This window comes from Tuberibacillus calidus DSM 17572 (assembly GCF_000430685.1).
Classification (GTDB): domain Bacteria; phylum Bacillota; class Bacilli; order Bacillales; family Sporolactobacillaceae; genus Tuberibacillus; species Tuberibacillus calidus.
On record NZ_AUMM01000022.1, the window covers coordinates 19680 to 45560 of the forward strand.

Annotated in this window: 17 protein-coding genes and 1 riboswitch; of the genes, 9 read left to right on the forward strand and 8 right to left on the reverse strand. The window is 44.9% G+C overall.

Annotated elements, in window-relative coordinates:
• Positions 1-55 precede the first annotated feature (55 nt).
• The 3 genes from H532_RS18125 (at position 56) to H532_RS0107010 (ending at position 5305) form a co-directional block, all read left to right on the forward strand.
• Positions 56-1054 (forward strand): LCP family glycopolymer transferase, encoded by a 999-nt coding sequence (locus H532_RS18125; protein WP_081412359.1) that lies wholly within the window; start codon positions 56-58, stop codon positions 1052-1054.
• Positions 1055-3058: 2004 nt separating this feature from the next.
• Positions 3059-4312 (forward strand): aminopeptidase P family protein, encoded by a 1254-nt coding sequence (locus tag H532_RS0107005; protein ID WP_027724898.1) that lies wholly within the window; start codon positions 3059-3061, stop codon positions 4310-4312.
• 51 nt (positions 4313-4363) lie between these two features.
• On the forward strand, positions 4364-5305 hold the full coding sequence (locus tag H532_RS0107010) for an aldo/keto reductase family protein (protein WP_027724899.1): 942 nt from the start codon (positions 4364-4366) through the stop codon (positions 5303-5305).
• 110 nt (positions 5306-5415) lie between these two features.
• Here H532_RS0107010 and H532_RS0107015 read toward each other — a convergent pair whose 3' ends face one another.
• Entirely contained in the window at positions 5416-6216 is an 801-nt protein-coding gene (locus tag H532_RS0107015) for an SGNH/GDSL hydrolase family protein (protein WP_027724900.1), read from the reverse strand.
• A 467-nt stretch (positions 6217-6683) separates the two neighbouring features.
• Positions 6684-6769, forward strand: a riboswitch (cyclic di-GMP riboswitch).
• 877 nt (positions 6770-7646) lie between these two features.
• Between H532_RS0107015 and H532_RS19845 the strand changes: the two genes are divergently transcribed.
• Both H532_RS19845 and H532_RS0107030 read left to right on the forward strand, forming a co-directional pair.
• A complete protein-coding gene (locus tag H532_RS19845; protein ID WP_155994999.1) occupies positions 7647-7814 on the forward strand; it encodes an aspartyl-phosphate phosphatase Spo0E family protein in 168 nt (55 codons plus the stop codon).
• A 244-nt stretch (positions 7815-8058) separates the two neighbouring features.
• Positions 8059-9033, forward strand: a complete 975-nt coding sequence (locus H532_RS0107030; protein ID WP_051263197.1) for a C40 family peptidase — start codon at positions 8059-8061, stop codon at positions 9031-9033.
• A gap of 274 nt (positions 9034-9307) precedes the next feature.
• Here the strand turns inward: H532_RS0107030 and H532_RS0107035 are convergent, their stop codons facing one another.
• A complete protein-coding gene (locus H532_RS0107035) occupies positions 9308-10048 on the reverse strand; it encodes a flagellar motor protein MotB (protein ID WP_027724903.1) in 741 nt (246 codons plus the stop codon).
• A complete protein-coding gene (locus H532_RS0107040) occupies positions 10041-10832 on the reverse strand; it encodes a flagellar motor protein (RefSeq protein WP_027724904.1) in 792 nt (263 codons plus the stop codon). The genes H532_RS0107035 and H532_RS0107040 overlap by 8 nt, the downstream gene beginning before the upstream one ends.
• Before the next feature lie 1089 nt (positions 10833-11921).
• On the opposite strand from H532_RS0107040, the gene H532_RS19530 reads away from it, so the two are divergent.
• Complete coding sequence (locus H532_RS19530; RefSeq protein ID WP_051263198.1) at positions 11922-13604, forward strand: HD domain-containing phosphohydrolase; 1683 nt, start codon at positions 11922-11924, stop codon at positions 13602-13604.
• A 346-nt stretch (positions 13605-13950) separates the two neighbouring features.
• Positions 13951-18582, forward strand: a complete 4632-nt coding sequence (locus H532_RS18135; RefSeq protein ID WP_081412361.1) for a S8 family serine peptidase — start codon at positions 13951-13953, stop codon at positions 18580-18582.
• A gap of 55 nt (positions 18583-18637) precedes the next feature.
• Here H532_RS18135 and H532_RS0107060 read toward each other — a convergent pair whose 3' ends face one another.
• The 4 genes from H532_RS0107060 to H532_RS0107075 all read right to left on the reverse strand — a co-directional run bounded on the left by H532_RS0107060 (position 18638) and on the right by H532_RS0107075 (position 21822).
• The gene (locus H532_RS0107060) at positions 18638-19171 is read right to left on the reverse strand and encodes an acyl-CoA thioesterase (RefSeq protein WP_038111755.1); all 534 of its coding nucleotides are present in this window, start codon (positions 19169-19171) and stop codon (positions 18638-18640) included.
• 167 nt (positions 19172-19338) lie between these two features.
• Positions 19339-19581 carry a hypothetical protein gene (locus H532_RS0107065; RefSeq protein ID WP_027724907.1) on the reverse strand — a complete coding sequence of 81 codons (243 nt, stop codon included), beginning with the start codon at positions 19579-19581 and terminating at the stop codon, positions 19339-19341.
• 256 nt (positions 19582-19837) lie between these two features.
• Positions 19838-20788: a mannose-6-phosphate isomerase, class I gene (manA, locus tag H532_RS0107070; protein WP_027724908.1), complete on the reverse strand. Its 951-nt coding sequence runs from the start codon at positions 20786-20788 to the stop codon at positions 19838-19840.
• Between the two features lie 125 nt (positions 20789-20913).
• Positions 20914-21822 (reverse strand): ROK family protein, encoded by a 909-nt coding sequence (locus tag H532_RS0107075; RefSeq protein WP_027724909.1) that lies wholly within the window; start codon positions 21820-21822, stop codon positions 20914-20916.
• A gap of 116 nt (positions 21823-21938) precedes the next feature.
• Here H532_RS0107075 and H532_RS0107080 point away from each other — a divergent pair, with 116 nt between their 5' ends.
• Complete coding sequence (locus tag H532_RS0107080; RefSeq protein WP_027724910.1) at positions 21939-23171, forward strand: aminopeptidase; 1233 nt, start codon at positions 21939-21941, stop codon at positions 23169-23171.
• A gap of 113 nt (positions 23172-23284) precedes the next feature.
• On the opposite strand, the gene H532_RS0107085 is transcribed toward H532_RS0107080, so the two are convergent.
• Positions 23285-24301, reverse strand: coding sequence for an asparaginase (locus H532_RS0107085; protein WP_027724911.1), 1017 nt, complete (start codon positions 24299-24301; stop codon positions 23285-23287).
• Positions 24302-24611: 310 nt separating this feature from the next.
• Between H532_RS0107085 and H532_RS0107090 the strand changes: the two genes are divergently transcribed.
• Complete coding sequence (locus tag H532_RS0107090) at positions 24612-25724, forward strand: CdaR family transcriptional regulator (RefSeq protein WP_027724912.1); 1113 nt, start codon at positions 24612-24614, stop codon at positions 25722-25724.
• Positions 25725-25881: the final 157 nt, after the last annotated feature.

The window sequence follows — 25881 nt, forward strand, 5'->3', positions numbered from 1 at the left end:
TGGGTTTTATTTTTCATATAGGTGGATCTGTGTGTATTAAGGAGTTGACATCATCATGGAATCAAGGCTTGAACGAAAAAAGAGAAGAAAAAAGAAAAAAAGAAGGTTTAAGAAGTTCCTTTTATTTTTGATACTCATTCTTCTAATCGGCGGGGGCGTTTACTTCCTTAATGCCTATAACGCTATAAAAGCGACTGCGGAAAAAATGCATTTAAACCTACCTGGGAAGAGAACGGATATCTCCAATGGCAACAAACCCATCAATATATTACTGCTCGGTGTTGATGAACGACCTCATGATGTCGGCCGTTCCGATACGATTATCGTCGCTACGCTCAATCCAAAGGATCATTCGATGCTTATGACGAGCATCCCGAGGGATTCACGAACGGAAGTTGAAGGCCACGGTCTAACGAAAATCAATGCCGCGTACGCATACGGGGGATTGCCATTAGCCAAAAGCACCGTTGAGCATTTCCTTAACATAAAGATTGATTATGTAGCAAAAATCAACATGCAAGGGCTTGTGGATCTTGTAGATGCGGTTGGTGGCATTACGGTCGATAATCCGATTGATTGGTATGACAAAGGTTTTTATAAAAAAGGCTATCATTACCGAAAGGGCGAAATTGAATTAAACGGGCCTAAAGCGATCGGGTATGTGCGCATGCGCCATCAAGATCCGCGAGGCGATATTGGCCGGAACTATCGTGAACGTCAAGTCATTCAAGGTATTATTGATAAGGGCAAGAGCGTCACTTCGGTTACCCATATGCAAAGTATCTTGAAAGCGCTCGGTGACAATATTAAAACCAACCTTACTTTTGACGACATGAAAAGCATCGCGTTTAATTACCGAACGGTGCGCGAACACATCTATAACTATCAAGTTCAAGGAGATCCGCAAATGATCGACGGCGGCTCCTATATCGTCGTTTCCGAAGAAGAAAAACAAAAGGTGCACGACATGATCCAGGATGAATTAAACGGAACACTGGACATGTCCAAATATCAAAACGACGGTGATAACAGCAACACAGAAGCCAGCCAATAACCTGATGTTGTTTTCAAGCGGGTGGTTATTTAAGACTGGGTACAGCCGGCGTCAGTGGACGTCGGCTTTTTTAAAGGATAAGAAAGTATAAAAATTCGGGTCTACCACAGTGGTGTAAACTGTGTATTTTTTACGCTTCTAATATAAGAAAACGTCGCGCAAATACTCGATACGCGGAATTTCCGTATCGAGAACGATAAAAACCCCACGCAACATCCAGAAATCGATAACATGTTATTCAGTTTCAGACGTTTTGCAAATCCCAAAGCGGATTAATTGGTAAGAATTATCAGTTTTCAGGCTAACAAAACAGCAATAGAGGTAGCCAAAAGGGTTGCTTTGGCAGGAAAGGGCCAACTACAAAGCCATTCATGTGTGGAAATAATATGCTTTTACCGATTACGTATCAAAACGCAAGTGCGAAAGTGTCAAAACGATATGCTTTTGTTGAAAACGAGCCAAATTGCCACCTAAAAACTTCCAATTCACCGGATTGCATATTATTTCAAGGCGGTTCGTGTACGGAAATAATATGCTTTTTCCGATTGCATATTAAAACGCTGGTGCAAAAGCGTCAAAATGATATGCTTTTGTTGAAAACGAGCCAAATTGCCACCTAAAAACTTCCAATTCGCTGGATTGCATATTATTTCAAGATGGTTTGTGCGCGGAAATAATATGCTTTTTCCGATTGCGTATCAAAACAGCCGATCGAAAAGGCCAAAATGATATGCTTTTGGCAAAAACGGTCCAAATTACCGCCTAAAAACTTCCAATTCACTGGATTGCGTATCATTTCAAGGCGGTTTGTGTGCAGAAATGATATGCTTTTTCCGATTGCATATTAAAACGCTGGTGCAAAAGCCTCAAAATGATATGCTTTTGTTGAAAACGGCCTTTATCGACTGTTTCGTAATAAAAAATAGTTCCAAAAAATCTTTAATGCCGAGCCGATCGAACATTTTAGCTTACGGTTGGCGAAAATGCTGTCAGATAAGACATACCGAGAAAAAATATAATGGATTTTCACTTCCTCCATAGGTTTCGGTCATTACTTAAAAAACCGGGCGTATGCCCGGTTTTTCTTATATCTGCGCGATCATTTGCCGTTTCATTAATCATGCTGTACGCGGTAGATGAAAGAATACAAATATTGGTTATTCTCTCCTCGAAAAGAGCAGTTTCCCCATTATATGTATGCTAAATGCCATTTTCACAAAGTCTCCTGCTTAAAATGGCTTTTAGAACCCCTCTAAATGCCATTTTGGACTGCATCCGATTTTAAAATGGCTAATAGAATACAGATATTGGTAAAATAACCCTCGTAGCAAGTTGGTTTTTCCAGTTAATGTATGCTAAACGCCGTTTTCACAAAATCCAAGGCGCGAAATGGCTTTTAGGACCGTTCTATATGCCATTTTAAATTGCCCACGATTTTAAAATGGTTAATAGGATACAGATAATGGAAAAATAGCCCACGTAACGAGCGGGTTTTTCCAGAAAGTGTATCCTAAATACCATTTCGAAAAATTCTTTGGCTCGAAATGGCTTTTAGAACCGCTCTATACGCCATTTTGGACTGCCCTCGATTTTAAAATGGCTAATAGGATACAAATTTTGGTATAATGTCCCTCGTTGCAAGTGGGCTTTTCCAGTTAATGTATGCTAAACGCCGTTTTCACAAAATCCAAGGTACGAAATGGCTTTTAGAACCGTTCTATATGCCATTTTATATTGCCCACGTTTTTAAAATGGCTGATAGGATACAGAAATTAGTAAAACACCCTCATTAAGAGCGAGTTTTCCCGGAAAATGGTCACTTATCTTGCCAACATCCTTTTCCTACATTTACTTTCCAACACAATGATCCGTCAGCTAAAACAAGAAACACTATTGATTCAGTTTTAAAACCCGTGCCACTTTTCAAACAAATTGTTCGAAAGTCGAAGGAGTTTCTTGTAAAATAGGGATGTACGGATTTTTTTAATAAAGCGAGGGATCATGATGGAGACTAGCTTTTTCCAAAACAACCGGAAACGCTTCCTGGAGGGGCTTCCGGACAAATCGCTCTCTGTTTTTTTTGCAGGTGAAGCCCCAACGTCCTCCGGTGACCAAACTCACCCCTTTGTACCGAATCGAAACTTTTATTATCTCTCAGGCATTGAAGAACCAAAAATCATCCTCGTTCTTTCTAAGTTCGAAGGTAAAACCGAAGCGCGTCTTTTTGTTGAGAAACCCGACCCCGTTATGGCCCGGTGGATTGGCGAGGCGATGACAAAAGAAGAAGCCGCTCAAGCTTCAGGCATTGAAGTGAAAAATGTTTACTACTTGGATGAATTCCATGGCTTTCTCCAAGGCCAGTTCCTCCTTGCCGGATATGAACATCTGTATCTCGACCTCGAACGGCGTTCATGGGACGCACCGCAGACGACCGCACAAGTTTTTGCCAATGAAGTCAAAGCGCGTTATCCGTTTCTTCAGATACATAACGCCTACAACGCCATTTGCGACATGCGCTTGATTAAAAGCCAAGAAGAAATCGAATACATTCGTCAAGCCGGGAAAATCACGTCTGACGGCATTAAATATTTGATGAAAAATGCCAAACCCGGCATGAAGGAATATGAATTAGAGGCGTATTTTGATTTTGTGTTAAAATCCAACGGCGTTAAGCATCATGCCTTCCATACAATCGCTGCTGCTGGAAAAAATGCCACCATCCTGCACTATGAAAACAATAACGGCACGGCGGAAGATGGTGACCTCATGCTCCTCGACCTCGGCGCCCAATACAAGCTTTATAATGCCGATATCAGCTACACGTTCCCGATCAACGGCAAATTCAGCGAACGGCAAAAAACGATTTACAACATCGTTTTAAAAGCTCTGCGCGAAGTGACCGCTATGATTAAACCGGGCCTTCCGTTCAGCGAGCTGCAGGAAAAAACGAAAGCCATTTTAGCTGAAGAGTGCATTGCGATCGGGCTCATTGAAAAACCCGAGGAGCTTTCCAAATACTATTTCCATGGCGTCAGCCACCCGCTCGGTCTCGACACCCACGATGTCGGCCGCATCCGCGACCGCGAACTGAAACCGGGCATGGTGTTAACGATTGAACCCGGCCTTTACATTGAAGAAGAAGGCATTGGCGTGCGCATTGAGGACGATGTTGTCGTCACCGAAAACGGCGTCGAAGTATTAACAACGGACTTACCGCGCACAGTCGAGGAAATCGAAGCGTTTATGGCGAATCGGTAAAAAAAAGCTACGGAGACAAGTTAGAAAGTCTTTTTAAGGAGGGTTTCACTATTGGAATACCGCAGAGTCGGAAGATCCGGATTAAAGGTGAGCGAGATCAGCCTTGGTAGCTGGCTCACTTACGGCGGTTATGTCGCGGAGGAAAATGCCATTAACACGATTCATAAAGCTTATGACCTCGGCATTAACTTTTTTGATACCGCCAATGTCTATATGCGCGGCGAAGCGGAAAAAGTGGTAGGTAAAGCGATTAAGGCGTTTAACCGTGATTCCATCGTGCTAGCCACCAAAGTTTTTTGGCCAATGGGTGACGGCCCGAATGACCGCGGCTTGTCGCGCAAGCACATCATGGAGCAAGCCCATGCCAGCTTAAAACGGCTCGATGTCGATTACGTCGATATTTACTATTGCCACCGTCATGACCCGGAAACACCGGTCGATGAAACTTTAAGAGCTATGGATGATCTCGTCCGCCAAGGCAAGGTGCTTTATGTCGGTGTCAGTGAATGGACAGCAGAACAAATCACGGAAGCTGTGCATATCGCTGACCAAAAACTGCTTGACCGCATCATTGTCAACCAACCGCAATACAGCATGCTTGCCCGGAAAATTGAAAGCCAAGTCATTCCCGTATGTGAAAAACATGGCATCGGTCAAGTCGTTTGGTCGCCGCTCGGTCAAGGCGTCTTAACCGGCAAATATAAAAAGGGCGAAGCGGCACCAGAGGGCAGTCGCGCCGCCTCGACCAATAACGGGATTAAAAATCTTTTAACCGATGAAAATCTGGATAAAGTGGAACAGTTGAAAGGTGTTGCCGCCGAACTTGGCATAACGGTTGCGCAACTCGCCCTTGCCTGGATTCTTCGCCAACCGAATGTCGCAAGTGCCCTTGTTGGCGCAAGCCGCCCAGAACAAATCGAAGAAAACGCGAAGGCTTCGGGCGTCAAGTTGGACGAAGAAACGCTCGAGAAAATCGAAGCGATCTTGGCATAACGTATGGTTCTTTGTTTCGACTCGGGGCGGAGGATCCCATGTCAAGTCAGACTCATAATCTGACTTGGTAGCTTTTCAGATCATAGAAAAAGGGTGCCGCCAGCACCCTTTTACTTTTTACTTGTAAAATAATTTGCCAAAAGGCCAGCCCAAAGGGATAATCCTTTTTCGTTTGGATACTGCCCTTTGTCATCCAAGTAAGCCTTTAAATCATCCTCTTCAGGCCATTCGGAAAAATGATCGATGTACGGGATGCCCGCTGTTTTCGCTTTGGCTTCCACTTCTTCTATTCGGTCATTGATGTATGGATTATAGGTGATGGGGTTTTGCGGCTCGATCATAAAGACTGTCTCCGGTGACTTTTTGAGTATACGGTCCTTAATTAAAAGCGGCACTTGTGAGGAATCGTTCGTGCTCACTTTCCCCGCATCGTTGATCAAAAGCGACGTAAAGATGACTAAATCCGGCGTTTGATCAGCGATTGGCGCATCTAAATCATTGTTATACACTTCCATCGATGTTTTACGATCAAAATTCAGCTCAGTGACTTTAAACAAGTTTTCACCGTATGTATGGTTAAGCTTTTCTTCTAATAATGACGCTAACCCACTTATTTCATGACCACCCGATAGAAGGACATTCACTTGTTCATGATCATTATACGCCGCCTTGATTTTCTTTTTGACTTCGTCGGGGAGCTTTGCCGTTAATTTTTCCAGATCAGTTGAATCTTGTGTTTTCTCCGAAGAGACCGCCTCTTTTTCGTCATTTGACGCTGCCATCGCATCCGTATATTCCAATGCTTGCGCCTGATTCTCATGCGCCCGAATTTCATTTTTCCAATGCCATTGTCCGATTACGATCACCGAAATAAAAGCGATTATTGATAATACCACCGCACCAATTTTCACATGTACCCCCACCCTTAAACACCAAAAATTTCTATTATTTTTATTTTATCCTATCCTTTCATCGTTCGACAAGCCAAAGTCAAATGGTGCCGCTCTCACAAATCAATTTTTCGGGCACGGATCCTTATTCTTCCCTCTGTAATAGAAGCTCTATTGCGGATAGGGAACATGCCCTATAGGCGCATGCCATCTTACAACTTTACACTTCTATCTTACACCGCCAATTAGAGGGGTAAATGCTCAAGCTTGAAAATAAATGAATCGTTTTGTATTATTCCGATGGTAAAGGTTCTGGAATGAATCTGGTAATAAGCATCCCCTTCTGCCACTATGCATTTCTTATTTTCTTCGAACATCACGTATTTAAAAGAAAACAGAAAAAAAACTTTCATTTTTTTGTCGAAAATACTATACTTTTGTCGAATATAATAGTATTATAGTCCCAAGATGTATATAAATATTGAACATTCCGAAAAGGGCAAACTTACTGAAAGATAAGTACGCAAAGCCACGGGCCTAAGGTCAATATGGCTATGGCAGCCGGGCCGCCGAGGATGTAGAAGTATGTCTACGCCTTTTTCGGTGTAGACATTTTTTATGGATGTAGAAGGTGAAAATAATTTTACAGCGGATCATGACTGGTTCCCGAATTAATGTTCGTTTAGGGAATGATGATTGGTTGGATGATGGGGCATTACGGAAAGGCGGGCCCATGACTCTGCAAAACTTGAATCTACATCCTCATATGGCTATGAACACGTGACACACCGTAACGGAAGACAGTGATGCTTCCCAGCAGGAGGAGCCCAAAAACCAAAGTAAATCCAATATATGGACCCATTACACGCCCCTATCCAATAACAATCATTCAAGCATTCGCATTAGAAAGAGGTTGACCACCTGAGGGCGGCCCTCGTATACTTAGGGTAATCCTCAACAGATCAACCTCTTTTTCACTCTACTGGCACGGTGTTGAACTGCCGTCCACCAATGATGACACTTAGAAGTGGAGTTTAATCGACTATTACCTATGAACGAAAACAATAAACCACACAAGAACTCTTTATGCTTCAATTTATTTATGATATTTCCATTCCTACTCTTTATCATCATATTGTTAACGGTCTTTAATCAAACTTATCTCCCATTTTCACTTGTACATGCACCTTCACGTATAGAGGTGGCGGCTTCTTACGGAGGTATGTCAAAATGGAGAGCCACTTCAATTATATTTCATCCCGTTTTAGGCAATACAAGATATATAAAGCTGAATGTTTGGGGCGCATTTTGATAACAAGTCATCAACTGTTGACCGGCTATAAGATATATCAATCGATTGCCGATTTTTTATCCAGCATTCAATTGGTAGCCGATCAGTTAAACGGTTAGGTGGAGAACCCATAAAATATTTGAGATTTATGGAGGTAAATATGACTGAGGAAAAACGGAAGGAACGACTGATTAAGGAAATAAACAAAAAGCGCCGTCAGTTAGATGACTTCGCGAAAAAAAAGGGTTTAAACCACGATGCCACTATAAAATGCAGTCAAGAATTGGACCGATTGATTCTGGAATGGCTCAAAGTCAATCATTTTTAGGTTCATGCATGATCTTTTAAATAAATTGGAACCACAGATTTCCAAACCAACAAAATCCCCCACGGTTTTACCACTTTTTACTGCGTATCACTGCAATTTTCCAACGCAGGTAAAAAATCCAGCCTAATTTTTTATCATTTAATCCTCATGAAATTATCTGTTAATTTGTTTGTAACATTTAAGGTTTAGGATATTCCCTAGAAAACTATCAAACTTAGACTAGCAACAAAGGGGACTCCTGATAGTGAAACAACCAATGAAGAAACTTGTCATTTCATCGGTTACCGCAGCATCATTATTTATCCTGCCCCAATTTTCCGCCTCGGCTAGCGCAGCCACGTTAACCAATACCCATCAAATTTTAAATCAAGGCGACCATAATACGTCTGTGAAAATTTTGCAAGAAAAATTGCATGCTCTCAAATTATATAACAGCGCCATTGATGGTATTTACGGCGTGAAAACACGGAGTGCGGTAATTGCCTATCAAAAATCTCATAACCTACGCGTCGATGGCATCGCTGGTCCAGAAACGTTAGGTAGCTTATTCGGCACATCGTCAACAGCTCAAGTCAAATCAAAGGTGACCTATCTCCAACGCGGATCAAGTGGACAAGCCGTCAAAAACGTTCAAGCGAAGTTAAAAGATTTGGGTTACTTAAAAGGCGGTGTTGACGGGATTTTCGGACCCCAAACAGAGGCTGCGGTTAAAAGCTTTCAGCGTGCGAATCATCTCGTTGTAGATGGTATCGTTGGACCAAAAACGGAAAGTGCGCTCTCTAGTGCGAAAGCAACCGTTTCTGCTCCAACGACAAGCAAAGGAACAAATTCCTCCATTAAGCAAATGAGCAAAACCGTATCAAAAGCGGATGCTGTGATTGCCACCGCTAAGAAATATATCGGCGTGCCCTATGTCTGGGGTGGGGAATCACCGAAGGGATTTGACTGCAGCGGTTTCGTTCAATATGTCATGAGTCAAAATGGCATCTCTGTACCGCGCACGACCTCGGCACAATACAGCGGCGGGACAGCCGTCTCCACACCGCAAAAAGGGGATTTAGTCTTTTTCTCCACATATAAAAGCGGCCCTTCCCATGTCGGCATTTACATCGGGAATGGTCAATTCATCCAAGCCAGCACCTCCAAAGGTGTAATCATCACAAACATGGACAATCCCTATTGGAAGCCGAAATATATCGGTGCGAGATCTTATTTCTAATAATTAAAAGAGGCCTCAGAGCCTCTTTTTTTATGCAGGAATGAAAGCCTATCATTTTTCAAGACCGCATAAGGACATTAAAGGCTCTGCCTTCGCCATTTAGGCTTGGCAGAGCCAAGTTTACTTAATATGAGCCTAATTTTTTTAGCAGAGCCTAATCTCCCATTTGCTGATTCAAACTAACAGGCACAACTAGACTTTTCTAAATAAAAATTTTTATCCCCGAGCGTATCTAGAATGATAGGCGTTGCTTAGAAGTCTTTGCCTTCGCTTGTTATTTCGTTACGGGTTTATCACGTAAGACGACAATGTTCACGCGCCGATTCATCGCTTGGTGGGCTTTGGTGTCATTTGGAACCCGAGGGTTGAACTCTCCGTAACTCGTAAAACGAATCCGTTCCGGGGCGATTCCGTCCTGATTAATCAGAAACATCGCCACATTCTCGGCCCGAGCAGCCGCCAGATCCCAATTGGAATGGAATTCTGTCGCGTAACGGATTGGATTATTATCCGTATGCCCTTCGACGGATATCGGATTCTTCACAGATTGCAATATGCCACCGACCCTTTTAAGGACAGGGATGGCTTCAGGTTTAATGTCCGCCTTTCCTAAATCAAATAAAATTTCCTCTTTTAAGGTGATCTGTACACCCTGTGGCAAATTATTCAGCTCTAATTGGGTTTGTAAATGATTTTCTTGTATGTACTTTTCCAATCGAATATACAGTTGATCCAATTGCTTTTCATTGTTTTTATCTTTTTTTTGTGCCGGAATCTCAGGTAGCTTAATGTCCCGAGCTGGTGGGTCGATCGATCGGTCGACGATCGCTTCTCCCTGAAACGCCGTGCGCAAAGACTGAACCAGCGCATTAAAGCGTTCCTTTTCCAACTCACTCATAGAATATAAAACGACAAAAAAGACAAGTAATAGCGTAATCAGGTCAGAATACGTGATTAACCAACGCTCGTGATTATCGTGACTCGTATGTTTTTTTCGCCGGCTTTTTCTAGCCATTCGCGCTCACACCCGGAAACTCGCTGTTTTTCCCGCTCTTCTGATCCAAAAATGCACTTAACTTGCTCTTGAGCACGGTGGGATTTTCCCCATACTGAATCGACATCAACCCTTCTGCTTGCAACTCCATTAGTAGAATTTCCTGTTGCAGGCGAGCTTTAATTTTATTAAAAATGGGGAGATAAATGAGATTGGCACTCGACACACCGTATAAGGTGGCGACGAAGGCAACGGCAATCGATGGCCCCAGTTTGCTTGGTTCATCAAGACTTCCGAGAACGTGAACGAGTCCCATAACCGTCCCGATAATCCCCATTGTTGGAGCAAAACCACCGGCAGCTTCAAACATTCTTCCGATGGACAGGATTTCCTCTTCATACCGCTCGATTTTCCGATTGAGAATGTCTTCAATCATTTCTGCCTCAGTACCGTCGACAATCATTTGAATGCCTTCTTTTAAAAAGGCATTATCCCCCAACTTGTCGATATGGCCTTCCAATGCCAGCAAACCTTCCCGGCGTGAGATATTGGACAATGAAATTAATTGTTCAATCATTTCTTCCGGTTCAGTCCGTTTTTCTAAAAAAGCATATTTTAATATAAAAGGAAGGCGTTTTAAAGTTTTCCATGGCGTGCTGAGAATCACCGCCCCGAACGTACCGCCAAAGACAATCATAGCTGCCGTTCCCTCAATCAAAGCAGCAAACGTTCCGCCTTCCAATAAAAAACCAATCAATAAAGATAAGATCCCGAGCACAAGTCCAATCAACGTTGTCAAATCCATGTCTGTTCACCCTCCAACACCAAAGGAGCTGTATATGTTTTTTATCGACCGGAATCGAGCATTTTTTTATACTTATATGAAAGTATAACTTTTTTTGGTAGGATAGGATTGACAGGAGCACTGCCAATACATCAATGGCCAGCAATGGCAGTATGTCATTTATCGGACCAACATACGAGCGACTGTGGCCCAGCCCTCTCTTAAAAGACATGGCAAAGTTTACTTTAAACTAAAAGAGAGTAGAGAACTTGGAACGACGAAAAGCGACGAGAATTTTTTCTTATAATAGGTACGTACACGTTGATCAAGCTGAGCTAGTCGAGATGTCTTGCAAAATGGACGTTTATGCTCGGTTTTAAGCAGGAAGAACCATGAAAATAAGCGCACATTCCATCATCCGGAATAGTCATAGCAAATTATTATAAAAAACTGGAGCATATGCGCACTTTAAAGCCTGAAACCCTTGGAAAATGCGCAAAAACCGCATTTATGCTCATTTTTCAGCCGGAACAGCCGCGAAAATGAGCAGACACTCCATATTCTGGAAGAATCATAGTGAAATATGTAAAAAACTGGAGCATATGCGCAGTTTTAAGTCTGAAACACATGGAAAATGCGCAAAAACCGCATTTATGCTCATTTTTCAGCCGGAACAGCCGCGAAAATGAGCAGACACTCCATATTCTGGAAGAATCATAGTGAAATATGTAAAAAACTGGAGCATATGCGCAGTTTTAAGTCTGAAACACATGGAAAATGCGCAAAAACGGCATTTATGCTCATTTTTCAGTTGGAAGTGCCACGAAAATGAGCAGACACTCCATATTCTGGAAGAATCATAGTGAAATATGTAAGATGGCGCGATGACCTAGCTTAACGATCCAAGAAAACGCGCAATAGAGAAAGTTCAACCCGTTTTTTAGTGCCACATAGAAATCGCCTTTCAGCTGTCATGATAGTCCTTTCTTCCCATTTTTAAATATTTTGCATGAATTTGCAGAATTAAATCTAAATATCTGATAAAATAACTTAAAGACGAAACTTGTCACATTTTATCGAACTCGAATCAAAGATTGGAGACTCCTGTCGATGCGCCGCATGAAACCCCACCAGTTAACTGCAGGACTTATACTCGGACAAGATGTGTATAAAGAACGACGCATTGTATACAGAAAAGGCTTAATCTTGACGGATGAAGTCATTCAGAACCTTATTGAATGGCGCAAGAGCCCGGTTTATGTCGAAGATCGCTTTGAGTCAATGCTGAAAGACTCCCCCTCATCGCATGCGAAACTCTTTTACGAGCGTTTGATCTATATCGGTCAGGAAAATCGCTATGGTTTTGCCATGATGGAAGAAAGCACGTACCGCTATCTGGAAACGCTTTTTACTACCATGCTTTCCGACAAACGAATCTACCGCTTGTTAAAACAATTGGAAAAATGGAGCCCGGACAGTTTTGACCATTCGATTGATGTTTTTGTACTCGGCACCTTGTTAGGAAGGAAACTCGGCATACCAGACGTAGAACAATTCTCAATGGGTTGCCTTTTACATGATGTTGGAAAGTTGGAAATCCCCTCCTATATTTTGGAGAAGAAGAGCAAGCTCACCCGAGCGGAATACGAACTGGTCAAGCATCATGCGGCCATGGGCGCGACGAAGTTAAAGGAACTTGGATTTGATGACCGGATTATTAAAATCGCTCGCTCCCATCATGAAAGGCTTGATGGGACAGGCTATCCGGACGGGTTGAGCGGAGCGCAATTGGATGTGGATTTGCAAATCATCTCGATCGTTGATGTGTATTCCGCTTTGACACTCCCTCGTTCTTACCGAAAGCCATTGGCAGCGCCGGAAGCTTTGGAACGGATATTAGAGGATGAATCCGCCTACAATCCTAAGCTTTTATTTACATTCATCCATTTATTAAATATCTATCCGCCGCAAGCAGAAGTCCGGCTGTCAAACGGTCAAGTCGGCACAACGGTTTATCAAGAACATTGGCAGGCGAATGTCCCTACGATCCATATCCATGATTCCGGTGAAACATTGCGCTTGCCAACTGACCTCTCTTTGGTCGTAACGGAAATCTTAAATTGGAATCGTTTGAGAGTCGACCAAAGTTTTATGGATCTATGGCAGTCATTTATCCAAAGCCTAAAGGAAGGAAAAAAGGAAAATGCGCTCACCGCTTTTGAAATCCTTTCTGATGGCAAACGAGTTGAAGATATTTATATTGATATCATCGATAAAGCGGTAAGAGAAATCGAAGACGGCACGTCCACCGAAAAGGAAGTTGAACAAGCCAGGCGCATCGCTTGCGATATCCTGGGTCAGAAATTAATCGATTTTGCACCCTCCTATCAAACGACTAAGCATCAAACCATTGTTGTCACCGCCATAAACGATAACCAACTTTTACCGACAAAGATTTTACACGATATGTTATTTGTTAATGGATGGAAAACCTATTACTTGCCTTTACATATGAACGAACAGCGATTAAAGCGCATCATTGAGAAAAACAACATCACCCATCTCGCTTTCTATATCCCAACCGAATTCGATGCCAAAGTCACTGACAGCATGCTCAAAGAGCTCTTAGACGTTTTTCCACACCTTTCTGCAATCGTTTACGGGGCATGTAGCCACCTAATTAGTAAAAAAGCACATATACAAGCGACTAATGTTCGACATTTGCTCGAAAAAATCAAGAAAATAGAAGAAAATATCCCCTCATCACAAGAACAGGCGCCCTCGACTCAATAGAGAGGCGCCTGATTTTCTTTACACACAGGGCTAATCGTTGACATACTTCTTTGTGCCTATCCCCCTCCTCTTCTTTTTTGCCTAGAGTCAACAAGCGGCTGTCTAAAGTATAGGTAATAAGTCCAATTGAATCTTTTTTACTGCCATTACATTTTTCCTAATTTTCGTAATATATTGAGATATTTGATGACAAAGCTGTCAGCGCTGTTTAATATTAAGTTAAGCATCAAAGACATGACACACATCCCATTTAGTAAAGAAGGGGGGAGATTTCGACAAAAGCTACCTATCCCTGTTTAACTGTTCCTCTGCGCTTCGGGAAAATTGTTGAAAGGGAGTGAATCGAATGAGGGTTAATAAAACCATCCGGCGAAATACCCTCAAACTGTTCAGTCTTTTGATGAGCACGCTCTTGGTTCTGCCACTAGGAGCGGTGACAGCCAATGCTATGGACGCGTCGGCTAAGTCTACCGCAAATACTGGCAGTAAAACATCCCTGCATCATGGCCAATCCACCAGCGATCAATCCAAAATCAGTTCCCGCCTCAAAGATCAATTCAGCAAAGACAAATATGTCACCTTCTTGGTTAAACTCAAAAGTCAAGCCGATACAACAAAAGCTGCAAAGAACGCCGCAAAAATGGCTAAAGATCAAAAACTAACCGCAGCCAAAGCCAAATACATGAAACGTTCCGCCGTCGTCAACGCTCTGCGTGCGATGGCCACTGAAACACAAGAACCGCTCCTCAAGTATTTGGAAAACGAAAAGAAAGCCGGTAACGTCAAAAACTATGAATCTTTTTATATCGTCAACGGCATCGCTGTTACCGGCACAGAGACGGTCATGAAGAAACTCGCAACATTTTCCGAAGTAGCGAAAATTTTACCCAATGAAACACGACAATTGTTTCCAGTAAAAACCGAACCAATGAAAACCGAACCAGCGAAAAACAAAAAACAGACCACCGGCACCGTGGAATGGAACATTGAACGCGTGGGTGCTCCGGCCGTCTGGAATATGGGCTATGACGGAACAGGGGTCGTTGTTGCCAGCATCGACACAGGCGTTCAGTGGGATCATCCAGCGCTGAAAGAAAAGTACCGCGGGTATAATCCCACCAATCCAGATGAGCCCGACAACGAATTCAACTGGTTTGATGCCGTTCGCGGGCAAGCGACGCCCTATGATGATATCGGCCATGGCACGCATACCATGGGGACGATGGTTGGCTCAACAGATGACCGGGTCATCGGTATGGCGCCCGGGGCGAAATGGATTACAGTTAAAGCCTTTACCGAATCAGGCGGTACCGATGTTGACCTGTTAGAAGCTGGCGAATGGATTCTCGCTCCTAAAGATCGCAACAATAATCCTCATCCGGAAATGGCACCCGATGTTGTTAACAACTCCTGGGGCGGCGGACCGGGCCTTGACGAATGGTACCGGCCGATGGTGCAAAACTGGCGGGCAGCCGGCATTTTCCCTGAGTTTTCTGCCGGAAATACCGACATGTTCAATCCCGGTGGACCAGGATCGGTCGCTTCACCAGCCAACTATCCGGAATCCTTTGCCACCGGTGCCACTGATCGTAACGATCATCTTGCCAGTTTTTCACTTCAAGGGCCTTCACCATATGGTGAAATCAAACCCGAAGTCTCAGCGCCAGGCGTGAACATCTGCTCATCCGTTCCTGGCAGCCAATACGATTGTACCTATAGCGGCACATCGATGGCTGGACCTCACGTCTCCGGTGCAGTCGCTTTAATGCTCTCAGCCGATGCCTCGCTATCGGTTGACGAGATCGAACAAATTTTACTCGATACGGCCACACCGAAAACGGATAGCCAATTCCCGGAATCCCCCAACAACGGATATGGATACGGGTTACTTGATGCATTAAGCGCCGTTTCATCGGTGACTACCGGTTTAGGAACGATCGAAGGACAAGTGACCACCGAAGGCAATGACGATGAAGCTCCAACTTATCAACATGAGGCTCCACCTGAAACTTACAGCGGTTTAGAGTTGCCACTTGATATCGCTGTCCAAGACAATGTCAGTGTCACCAAAGTGGAACTCTTGTATAAAGGAGCGGGCGACAGCGATTGGGAAACGGTCACTGCCGAAAGAACTGACGGCGATTATAAAAACGGTGTTTATCGGGCCGTCATTCCAGCCGATTCCGTTGTTGAACCGAACCTTCAATATAAATGGCATATTCAAGATTTTGGCCAAAATGACGTGACCACCGATATTTATAACGTTCCTGTCCGTTCGGCGATCTCTGTCGGCTACATGCAAGATTTCGAATCCTTCCCGGCAGGTTGGCAATCTTTCGGTGACCATGATCCTTGGGAATGGGGCGTGCCGACTTCCGGACCAGGTTCGGCCTATTCGGGCGAAAAAGTCTATGGGACGAATTTGGACGGTCAATATGACAATGATACAAACGCCACGCTCATGATGCCGCCGATCCAATTGCCAGACAGCCCAAGCAGCCTGCAGTTTAAGCAGTGGTATAATCTTGAAAACTATTACGATTACGGCCAAGTCGTCGTCTCCACTGATCGGCAGAACTGGCAAACCCTTGCCTCGTTTACGAACACTTCTGGCGGCTGGCAAACGGCAACCATTGATCTCTCCAGCTATAGCGGTCAACGCATTTTCATTGGCTTCCGCCTCAGTACCGACTATAGCGTTACAAGAGACGGTTGGTATTTAGATGATGTGGCGCTTATTGAGAATTCGACCGAAAACATCAAGGCAAAACTTGGTGTTGAGAAAAATAACAACATCGAAGTTAACAAAGAAAAAGCTGGAAAAAGCGGCAAACAACCTGTTGATCCGAATGCCATCAAACCAAGTCCCAAAAAGGATATCAAAACGCCTGTTACACTTTCGGCAAAATCGGTAAAAACGGAAAGCAACGTGCAATCGCTCCCGCTTTCCGCAACGGTCAGCGTTCTTGAAACAGGACGGTCGGTCCACACCAACCCTGCTGACGGACGCTATTCCATGACACACGCCGCCGGCACCTATACGTTGAAAGCCGAAACTTATGGCTATCAATCGGCTGAACAAACGGTCAATGTGACAAGAGACGGAACAACAACCCAGAACTTTACTTTAACACCGATTCCGCAAGGCACCGTGACCGGAACCGTCACCAATCAAGCGACAGGGGAGCCCATCGCCAATGCCACCCTCATGTTGATGGAAGACGCTAACATTCAACCGGTGCACACGGATGCTAACGGATCGTTTACCATCACCGCCTATGAAGGCACGTATACGCTACATGTTTCGGCACCAAATTATTACACTTCAGATGTTCAAGTCACCATCACCGGTAACGATACCGTGACGAAAGACATCGCACTCCGCCCCTTTATCGGGTATCCGGGTGAATTAGTCTACGATGACGGCACGGCTGAAAACGCCCATGCTTTCTATGATGCCCAAAACGCTTGGGCCGTGAGAATGTCCTTACCTGAGGGACATGACCGGGCAATGGTCACAGCTGGCAAATTCCTTTTCTGGACGCAAGATTGGCCAGTACCGGGCGGGACCGATTTCCAAGTGGAAGTTTATGATGCCACAGGCCCCGACGGCGCTCCAGGTAAAAAATTAGCCGGACCGATTAACGCGACCGCGAAGAGGGACGGAACATGGACGACGGTCGACTTGTCTTCTGAAGGCATTGTCGTCGATGGTGATTTCTATATCGTATATGTCCAAACTCAGCCGAACCCTTATGCACCAGGTCTGGCAACGGATGAAAATGGTACGAACTATGGCCGCAGTTGGGAACGTGTCAGCGGTTCATGGGCGCCTTCACCAGAAGATGAAGGCAACTACATGATTCGCGCCGATGTCAGCTATGAAGTCGTTCCTCCGGTCATTACATCTCCGGCCGACGGAACATTTACGAATGAAGATACTGTCACCGTGACAGGAACGGCAGCACCGACGACGACAGTCACCCTTTATAATAACGACCAAGAAGTAGGCACCGTCTCAGTCGGCGATGATGGAACATTTTCCAAAACCATCACCCTTTTACAGGGGGAAAACATCATCACAGCGACCGCGTCCACTGATAATGGGACAACCGACCCATCGCAGCCTGTAAAAGTCATTCTCGATCAGGAAAAACCGACACTGGAAATTACCAGTCCGGCTGATGGAGCAAAAACCAATCACGAAACCATTACCGTGGAAGGCACTGTGAATGACAGCCATTTGGATACGGTGAAAGTGAACGGTCAAAAGGCAACGGTTAACGATGACGGCACCTATTCCAAACGAATCATGTTGGATGAAGGCGATAATGTGATTCGGGTCGTTGCCACCGATAAAGCTGGCAATAAAACGACGAAGCGGATCACCGTCAAAGCCAAATTTACCGCCCCAGCCATTGAAAATTTGCAACCAACCGAGGACGTCTATCTCGACATGGGGCATACCGTCACCATCGAATTTGACAGCGAACCCGGTTTACACGCATCATTTGCCATCCAAATGCCGTTGATTAACCCGAATGGCATTAACAGCGTCAATGAATTACCGATGGTCGAAACGTCACCTGGGCACTATGTGGGTTACTATACGGCCACTTCGGATGTGAAAGCTGCCGGAGCGCAAATTGAAGTCCGCGCCCGAGATGATTATGGCAATGAAACCCGTAAAGTTGCTCCAGGTAAACTGTATTTAAATATTCCAAATGAGGAACCGGTCGCACAATTCTATGCACCGGAAACGGCCAAAAAACAACAAGACGTGACGTTTGACGCCAGTGCTTCTTATGACCCGGACGGCGAAATCGTCAAATATCAATGGCTTTTCGGAGACGGATCAGCTGCTGAAGGCAAAATCGTTCAACACCGATTTGCCAAAGGCAAGTATTCCGTAAAACTCACCGTCACCGATAACCGCGGCGCGACGAGCACGTTCACACGGAAAATCCAAATCAAATAAACCACAAAAGGGGACGCCCACTCACATGGGTGTCCCCTTACCTTTTCTCAATCATTTAATCTTGCATAATGTATTCTTCCCAAGGCTTTTGTGTCGTCAATGAAGCCGCTAATTCCTTGCTTGCTTGGCGGTGACGAGCGCGGTTTTCCGCGCGAATGGCAGCCATTTCATGCAGCTTTTTCTCTTCCTTCGTCTCTGGAATAACTTGCGGCACTTCGACCGGCCGTTTATTTTCATCTAACGCAACAAACGTTAGAAAAGATGTGGCCGCGATCCTGCGCTCACCGGTTTTTAAATTCTCGGCGATGACTTTCACAAAAACCTCCATTGAAGTCCTTCCGGTGGAGATGACGGTGGACTCCAGACAAACGGAATCCTCCGTAGTGATCGGGTGAAGAAAATCGACATGGTCCATCGAAGCGGTGACACAATTGCGGCGCGAATGCCGCTCCGCTGAGATGGAAGCCACGTCATCTATATAACTCATTAAAATACCGCCAAATAGCGTATCTAAATTATTCGTGTGGGTCGGGAACACGCGGCTGGTTTTAACGACGCGGGATTCCCGGGCATATTTTTTTTCTACCATAAAAACCACCCTTTACTTACTGGTATATCTCAATTATGCCACGTTTTTCCCCGTTGTTTGCATAATAAGCTCAGAGCTGGTTTCTGAAAGCGGCACCATTTGTACAAAACCGCTAAATATTAATCTGTCACTTCACTAAAACTGTGAGCTGCAACGGCTTTTGGCTTTCAGTAAAAAAAGGGGTATCCGCCGCTTGTGCACGTTTTCTTGGCTCGTTCAGGTTGATCATCGTGAACGCGTTCCGAGTTTTTGTATTTATCATTTCCGGCTTCCATATTATGGAGCGTCCGCTCATTTTCACGGCTCATCCAGCTGAAAAATGCGCATAAATGCGGTTTTTGCTCATTTTCTGTGCCAATCTGCCCTAAGACTGCGTATACGCTCCAACTTTTTACAATTCCTTTTGGCAATGCCTTACTTTCTCTTCTGGCGATTTAAAAAACGAAAAAAAATCAAGCGCCGGGAACTTAGCGCTTGATGCAATGGCTGTTGGACGCAAAGCTGACACCCTTTAAAGTGTAAGCGGCCACTGGGTAGTAGGCTGCACGCTTCTAAGGATGTTAATATGCTGAGTCCAACCAAGATCGTTATATCAATTATATAGCAGCCCTTTTGTAACATTTCCGTAGGGGGGTGCGTATTTGCTCGAAATAACAGCGCCCCGTGTTACGGGTGTGAAACGATTAACTCGCACGTGCCGTGGATTTCAACTTCCCAAACCCCGCTAGGAATGATGAAGTGATCCCCTTTCCTTATCGGATACGTTTTCCCTTCAACGGAAAGTTCGCCATCTCCGCGGATGACGCTTGCCAGCATAAACGGTTTGTCCATCGCACGAGTGATATGGCCGCGCACATCCCAATGGTGGACCGTAAAATATTTCTCTGTCACAAGCGTTGTGACAACTCCTTTACTCTCCCTGACGACTTCATAATGCAAAGGCGAATTCTGGTCAGGAAAATGAGTGACGTTAATTGCCGAATCAAGGTGCAATTCCCGCTCGTTACCGTTTGCATCTTTACGCCCATAGTCATAAACGCGATACGTGATATCCGAACTTTGCTGCGTTTCAAGAATCATGATACCGCGGCCGATGGCGTGAATGGTGCCGCTTGGAACATAGAAAAAATCCCCAGGCTTCACTTTTACCCGTCTCAACAGCTTGTCCCAAGCTCCTTTTTCTACCATCGCGCGAAACGATTCTTTTGAATCCGCATGATGACCAAAGACGATTTCCGCATCTTCCTCGCAATCAATAATGTACCAACATTCAGATTTCCCGTACGGGACTTTTTCCACTTTTCTTGCATAAAAATCATCGGGATGCACCTGTACCGACAAGTCGTCAGCAGCATCTAAAATCTTCGTTAACAGGGGAAACTCATCCACATTGAGGTCACCAAACCAATCTCTTTGCTCGCGCCAGGCATCCATTAACGTCAGCCCAGCAAGCGGGCCGTTTTTTATCACAGAAGGGCCGTGCGGATGGGCGGAAATCCCCCAACATTCGCCGGTTTTGTCTGATGGAATTTCATAACCAAACTCCGTTTTCAGCCGATTTCCTCCCCAAATCCTCTCCTTAAAAACGGGTTGTAGGAATAATGGTTGTCTCTCCACTTAAGTTGCCCCCCTCATCAGTTTCTTTTTAATTCCAGTTACGGTGATCCGCCGGTTACTAAATAACCCCAAACGGCGGTCATCCAAATCTGTTTCTTTAAGCGACATTCGTGAAAAAAATAACCTCAGACGAGAACCAAGGCTGCCGCACCGATGACGCCGGTGTCCTGAGATAATTCAGAAGGCACAATGCGCGTGGCTTTACCACTGACGGAGATGGCATGTTCAGACACATATTGACGCACGGCTTGAAAGAGCGGCTCGCCGACATTGGTCACGCCCCCACCGAGGACAACCATCTCCGGTTCCAAAATATTCACAAGTGATGTCACGCCGGCACCGATTTTTTGAAAAACACTTTCCACGTAAGCGGTCATTTCAGCGTCCCCTGAACGGTATAGCTCGAAAACCTCTTTCGTTGTTAGAGGCCTGCCCGCAATGGCCGAGCCGTGTTTGGCAATGGCCGTTCCTGAAGCCACGGCTTCGAAGCAACCTTTTTGGCCGCACCCGCACAGCGGGCCGTCGAACTCGATCACCATATGTCCGATTTCTGCGGAATTGCCTTTAAAACCTGTAAATAATTTTCCGTTTGAAAAAATGCCGCCACCTATTCCTGTGCTGATGGTAATATAAATAAAATGGTCACTGTTCTTCGCCGCGCCTACCCATTTTTCAGCGACCGCAGCGGCATTCGCATCATTTCCTAGCACGACGGGAACCGGGAACTTTTCTTGAACGAGTGGAACGATAGGTGCCCGTCGCCATTTCGGCAAATTCGGTGCAAGGACAATCTCGCCTTTCGTCATATCAATCGTCCCTGGCGCACCGATGCCGATTCCGGCCAAGGCTTCCACCGGGACCCCGGAAGCACGAATCAATTCCGCTACTTTCTCATTGATCCGCCCAATCATATCCTCTGGTGAAATGGTCGTATCGGTCGGTAGGACATCTTTTTCTATGATATCACCATTTTCATTCACAATGGCAATCGCTGTTTTCGTCCCACCTATGTCAATCCCAATGGCTTTTTTCATACCTTCACCTCATTTAAAAATCTATTATAAAAATAGCATATTTTTCGAAGGAAATGGAAACGGAAACAAAAGCATTATGCTAAAATAAATGCAAATACATAAAAGGGGGAAAAATTGTGACACAGTGGCAGGAACAACTGAAAAAATATGCCCTTCTGTCTTTAAAAATCGGCATCAATCTACAAAAAGGGCAAGACTTGGTTATCAGGGCGACGGTCGATGCCAAAGACTTTGTCCGTGAGGTTGTTCGAGCAGCCTACACGGAAGGCGCCAAAAATGTTTTCGTCGATTGGGATGACCAACAAATCACGCGGATTAAATATGATTTGGCACCCATGGAAGCATTTAAAGAATTTCCTATGTGGTTAGCCAAAGGGTACGAAGAAATGGCAGCAGCAGGCGCCTCTTTTTTAAGCATCATTTCTCCTAATCCAGAGCTGCTTAAAGGGGTTGATCCGGAAAAAATTTCGCTCGCACAACAAACGGGCGGCAAAGCCATGAAACCTTTTTCAAAATATACCAAGTCAGGTAAAGCGCGTTGGTCGATCGTTGCCGTTCCGACCAAAGAGTGGGCCGCTAAAGTTTTCCCGGATCTTGATGAAGAAAAAGGCGTAGCCGAATTATGGGAGAAAATTTTTTATATCACGCGCGTCGATACCGAAGATCCTGTAGAAAGCTGGAAAAAGCATAATGAAGCATTACATCGCCGCGTCGATTTTCTGAATGAAAAACAATTTCAATCCTTGCATTATACCGCCCCAGGCACAGATTTGACGATTGAATTACCGGATGGCCATCTTTGGAAGGGCGGGTCGATGGTCAACCCGGACGGGATTACTTTTACGCCGAATATCCCGACAGAAGAAGTGTTCTGTGCTCCTAAGAAATTAGGCGTCAACGGCCGGGTCAAAAGCACGAAGCCACTGAATTATGGCGGCCAGCTTATTGAAGGCATGTCCTTTGTCTTCGAAAATGGGCGGATCGTTGATTACAGTGCCGAAAGCGGCATAGACATCTTGAAGAAGCTTGTCGAAACCGACGAAGGTTCGCATTACCTTGGCGAAATCGCTTTGGTCCCGTATGATTCGCCGATTTCCAATACGAATCTACTATTTTACAACACCTTATTTGATGAAAATGCCTCCTGCCACTTGGCCATCGGCGCTGCTTATCCTATGAATCTAAAGGATGCCACCGACTTGAACGATGAGGAATTGGAGGCGCGTGGCGTGAATACCAGCATCACGCACGTTGATTTTATGATTGGCTCCGCGGAGTTAAACATTGATGGAGTGACAAAAGACGGCGAGACCATCGCCCTTTTCCGCAATGGGAACTGGGTCGTGTGAGCCGTTTAGATAAGTACGCGCGTTGACCCTAAATATTTATCTTTTAAAGAAGCCGACTTAAAACACGCTGGGCAAGCGGTTTTAAGGCGGCTTTCCTTACACGGCGTTATGCGTCAATGTTTTTCAAGTTCAAAATCGATCTCGATATGACCGATGCGGTCTTTACGCATATTTAAAACTTCGGGATAACGATATTTTTTGTAAAGGGCTTCGTCGGACACCCCTTTTACAAAGCCGAGATCCTCCAAAATTTTTAAAGTCACAGCACTCAAGGCGCGGGGGTTGCCGTCCTCGCATTTTATAGCGATACCGATCCCCTCTTTGACAAGGCCGACACATTGCACGCCTTCCGCTCCGCCTTTGGCCACGATCTTTCCGGGGAAAAGCGTCATGACATCTGTGTCAAAGCGATCGGTGCCTGCCACCATTTCTGGATGGGCCATCATGGCATCACGAATAATCTTCAAAGCCTCACTGTGTTCCGGATGGCTTTCGCTACTGCCAACTGCAAGCTGTGCATAGCCATAAGCCGTCTTTTCAAGCGGCAAACGATGAACCGGCACACCGCAACCGTCGATACCGATGGCAATATCTTCAACGGGTGTATCGCAAATTTCAGAGACGACTTGCAATATTCTTTGTTGGACGGGATGGTCCATCTCCCTGTAGCTGTCCACTTCCTCTCCCATATGAACGGCTGTCGCCAGCATTCCGGAATGTTTTCCGGAACAATTACTGTATAACGGCGTTAGCGGCTCGCCGGAACGGATTAGTTTCCGATAGTCTTCATCCCGGCGCGGCGGATGCATGCCACATTGTAAATCATCAATGCCCAAACCGATTTTCTTTAAAATGTTTAAGACCGTTTCGCGGTGAAAATCTTCGCCGCTATGAGAAGCGCAGCTAATCGAGATTTCCTTTGGGCTATAATGAAAATGGACGGCCGCTCCTGTTTCAATCAGAGGGATGGCTTGAAAAGGTTTCATGGATGAGCGGGCAAATGTCAACCTGTCTGGATTTCCATAACTATATAAAAGTTTTCCGTTTTGATCGGTAACAGCGACGTGGATGTCGTGCGTGCTTTCGAGGTAATCTCCCCGAAAAACCTTAACGGGTTTTTGTGGCATCATGTCTTCTTCCTCTCATCGTGATTCTTTTCCTTCGACATTCGAATTTTCCATAGTCATTATCATTGTACACGTCTCATCGCCAATGTCCATACATTTCTGCTTGGTGCCATCGTTTGTCTTCTATTCCATTTTTTTATTTACAAAAATAGACGCACCTGAAAGATTTTGCGATTTCCCGGGCAATATCGACAAAGTCGTTTTATATCTAAAGCCCCATATTTCCGATATTTCTCAACACCACTCACCAAGCGGCTTTGGACATGTTAAAATGGAACCAAGCGTATGATATTAGAAAAAGAGGTTTATCACCTTGAGGCTCAATACGGAATTAGCTCAAAAAATTGTAAAAGAAGCGCGCTCATCACTTGATGAACATTTTATCATTGTGGATACGAATTTCCGAATCATCGCTTCCAGTGACCCGAGCCGTGTTGGACAGTTCCATGAAGGGGCAAAAACAGCCATTGAAGAAGACCGAACCGTTGTGATCAAACCGGAGGATGTCCCCCGACTGAAAGGGGTGAAGCCCGGCATCAATATGCCCATTAAGCATGAAGGAGAAGTCATCGGCGTCATTGGCATTACCGGCAATCCGCAAGATGTGAGGCCTTTTGCTGAATTAATTCGTCGGTTGACGGAGCTTTTCATCAAGGAAGTCGTCCAAGCGGAGCAGTTAGAATCACAGTCGCGAGCGATGGAAGCATTTGTTTATGAATGGGCCCGTAAAGATCGTATTGACGAAGCGCTGATCAACCAAAGCGAGATTTTGGGCTTTTCGATTCTCAAACCTACGCTTGTTATCATGGGCCATGTCAGCGAAAAGGAGCCAGACGTTTTTAAACGGCTGAGCGCTTCCCTGCTTCGCCTATTTCGCCATCCCATCCGCGTGATCCGTTGGTCTAATCAAAGATTTATCTTGTTCATTGATGCTCCGTTTTATGAAAGAAAATCACTTAAAGCTCGTTTGGAGAACGCGGTGCATTGCCTATTGAATGAAGAAAATCTACATGTCACAATGGGTGTGGCAAAAGAACCGAGAGCGAAACTCATTCGCCCATCTTTTATCGAAGCTGAAGTTGCGCTAAATAGTGCGACGCTGGACCGCCCAGTTGTTTTTTACGAATCTCTAACATTAGAAATTTTACTCCAAGACATCACTAAAGAAAACGCCGCTGCCTTTCTGAAAAATTCGTGGCAGCCGGTTTTAGAAAACGGCGAACTGGCTGAGACACTGGTCACTTACTTGAAGCACAATTTATCCGTCTCAAAAGCAGCAGAGGCGCTTCACGTTCATGTCAATACGCTTCATTATCGCATTCGGCGCATGGAGGAACTTACCGGCCTCTCGTTGCGGACGTCCGAGGGCATGGCTTCGGCCTATTTAGCCATCCGTTTGTATGAAAAAAGGCATTTGTATAGTTAAACAAAAAATAATAAAAAAAACACTGTCATTTTGTTGATTCCACCATAGTCATCCGACTATGGTTTTTTTATACTGGTAAGAAAACAGATCTTTTTTCAGCTAGCATAAAGGCAAATCCGGCTCTCGCTTTGCCCAAAAGGCTGGATGAGCCATGTTA

Excerpts from the sequence above, each read along its gene's own strand:
- H532_RS18125 (WP_081412359.1), top strand. The coding sequence starts at position 56 with ATGGAATCAAGGCTTGAACGAAAAAAGAGAAGAAAAAAGAAAAAAAGA.
- H532_RS0107005 (WP_027724898.1), top strand. The coding sequence starts at position 3,059 with ATGGAGACTAGCTTTTTCCAAAACAACCGGAAACGCTTCCTGGAGGGG.
- H532_RS19845 (WP_155994999.1), top strand. The coding sequence starts at position 7,647 with ATGACTGAGGAAAAACGGAAGGAACGACTGATTAAGGAAATAAACAAA.
- H532_RS0107035 (WP_027724903.1), bottom strand. The coding sequence starts at position 10,048 with ATGGCTAGAAAAAGCCGGCGAAAAAAACATACGAGTCACGATAATCAC.
- H532_RS0107040 (WP_027724904.1), bottom strand. The coding sequence starts at position 10,832 with ATGGATTTGACAACGTTGATTGGACTTGTGCTCGGGATCTTATCTTTA.
- H532_RS19530 (WP_051263198.1), top strand. The coding sequence starts at position 11,922 with ATGCGCCGCATGAAACCCCACCAGTTAACTGCAGGACTTATACTCGGA.
- H532_RS18135 (WP_081412361.1), top strand. The coding sequence starts at position 13,951 with ATGAGGGTTAATAAAACCATCCGGCGAAATACCCTCAAACTGTTCAGT.
- H532_RS0107060 (WP_038111755.1), bottom strand. The coding sequence starts at position 19,171 with ATGGTAGAAAAAAAATATGCCCGGGAATCCCGCGTCGTTAAAACCAGC.
- H532_RS0107075 (WP_027724909.1), bottom strand. The coding sequence starts at position 21,822 with ATGAAAAAAGCCATTGGGATTGACATAGGTGGGACGAAAACAGCGATT.
- H532_RS0107085 (WP_027724911.1), bottom strand. The coding sequence starts at position 24,301 with ATGATGCCACAAAAACCCGTTAAGGTTTTTCGGGGAGATTACCTCGAA.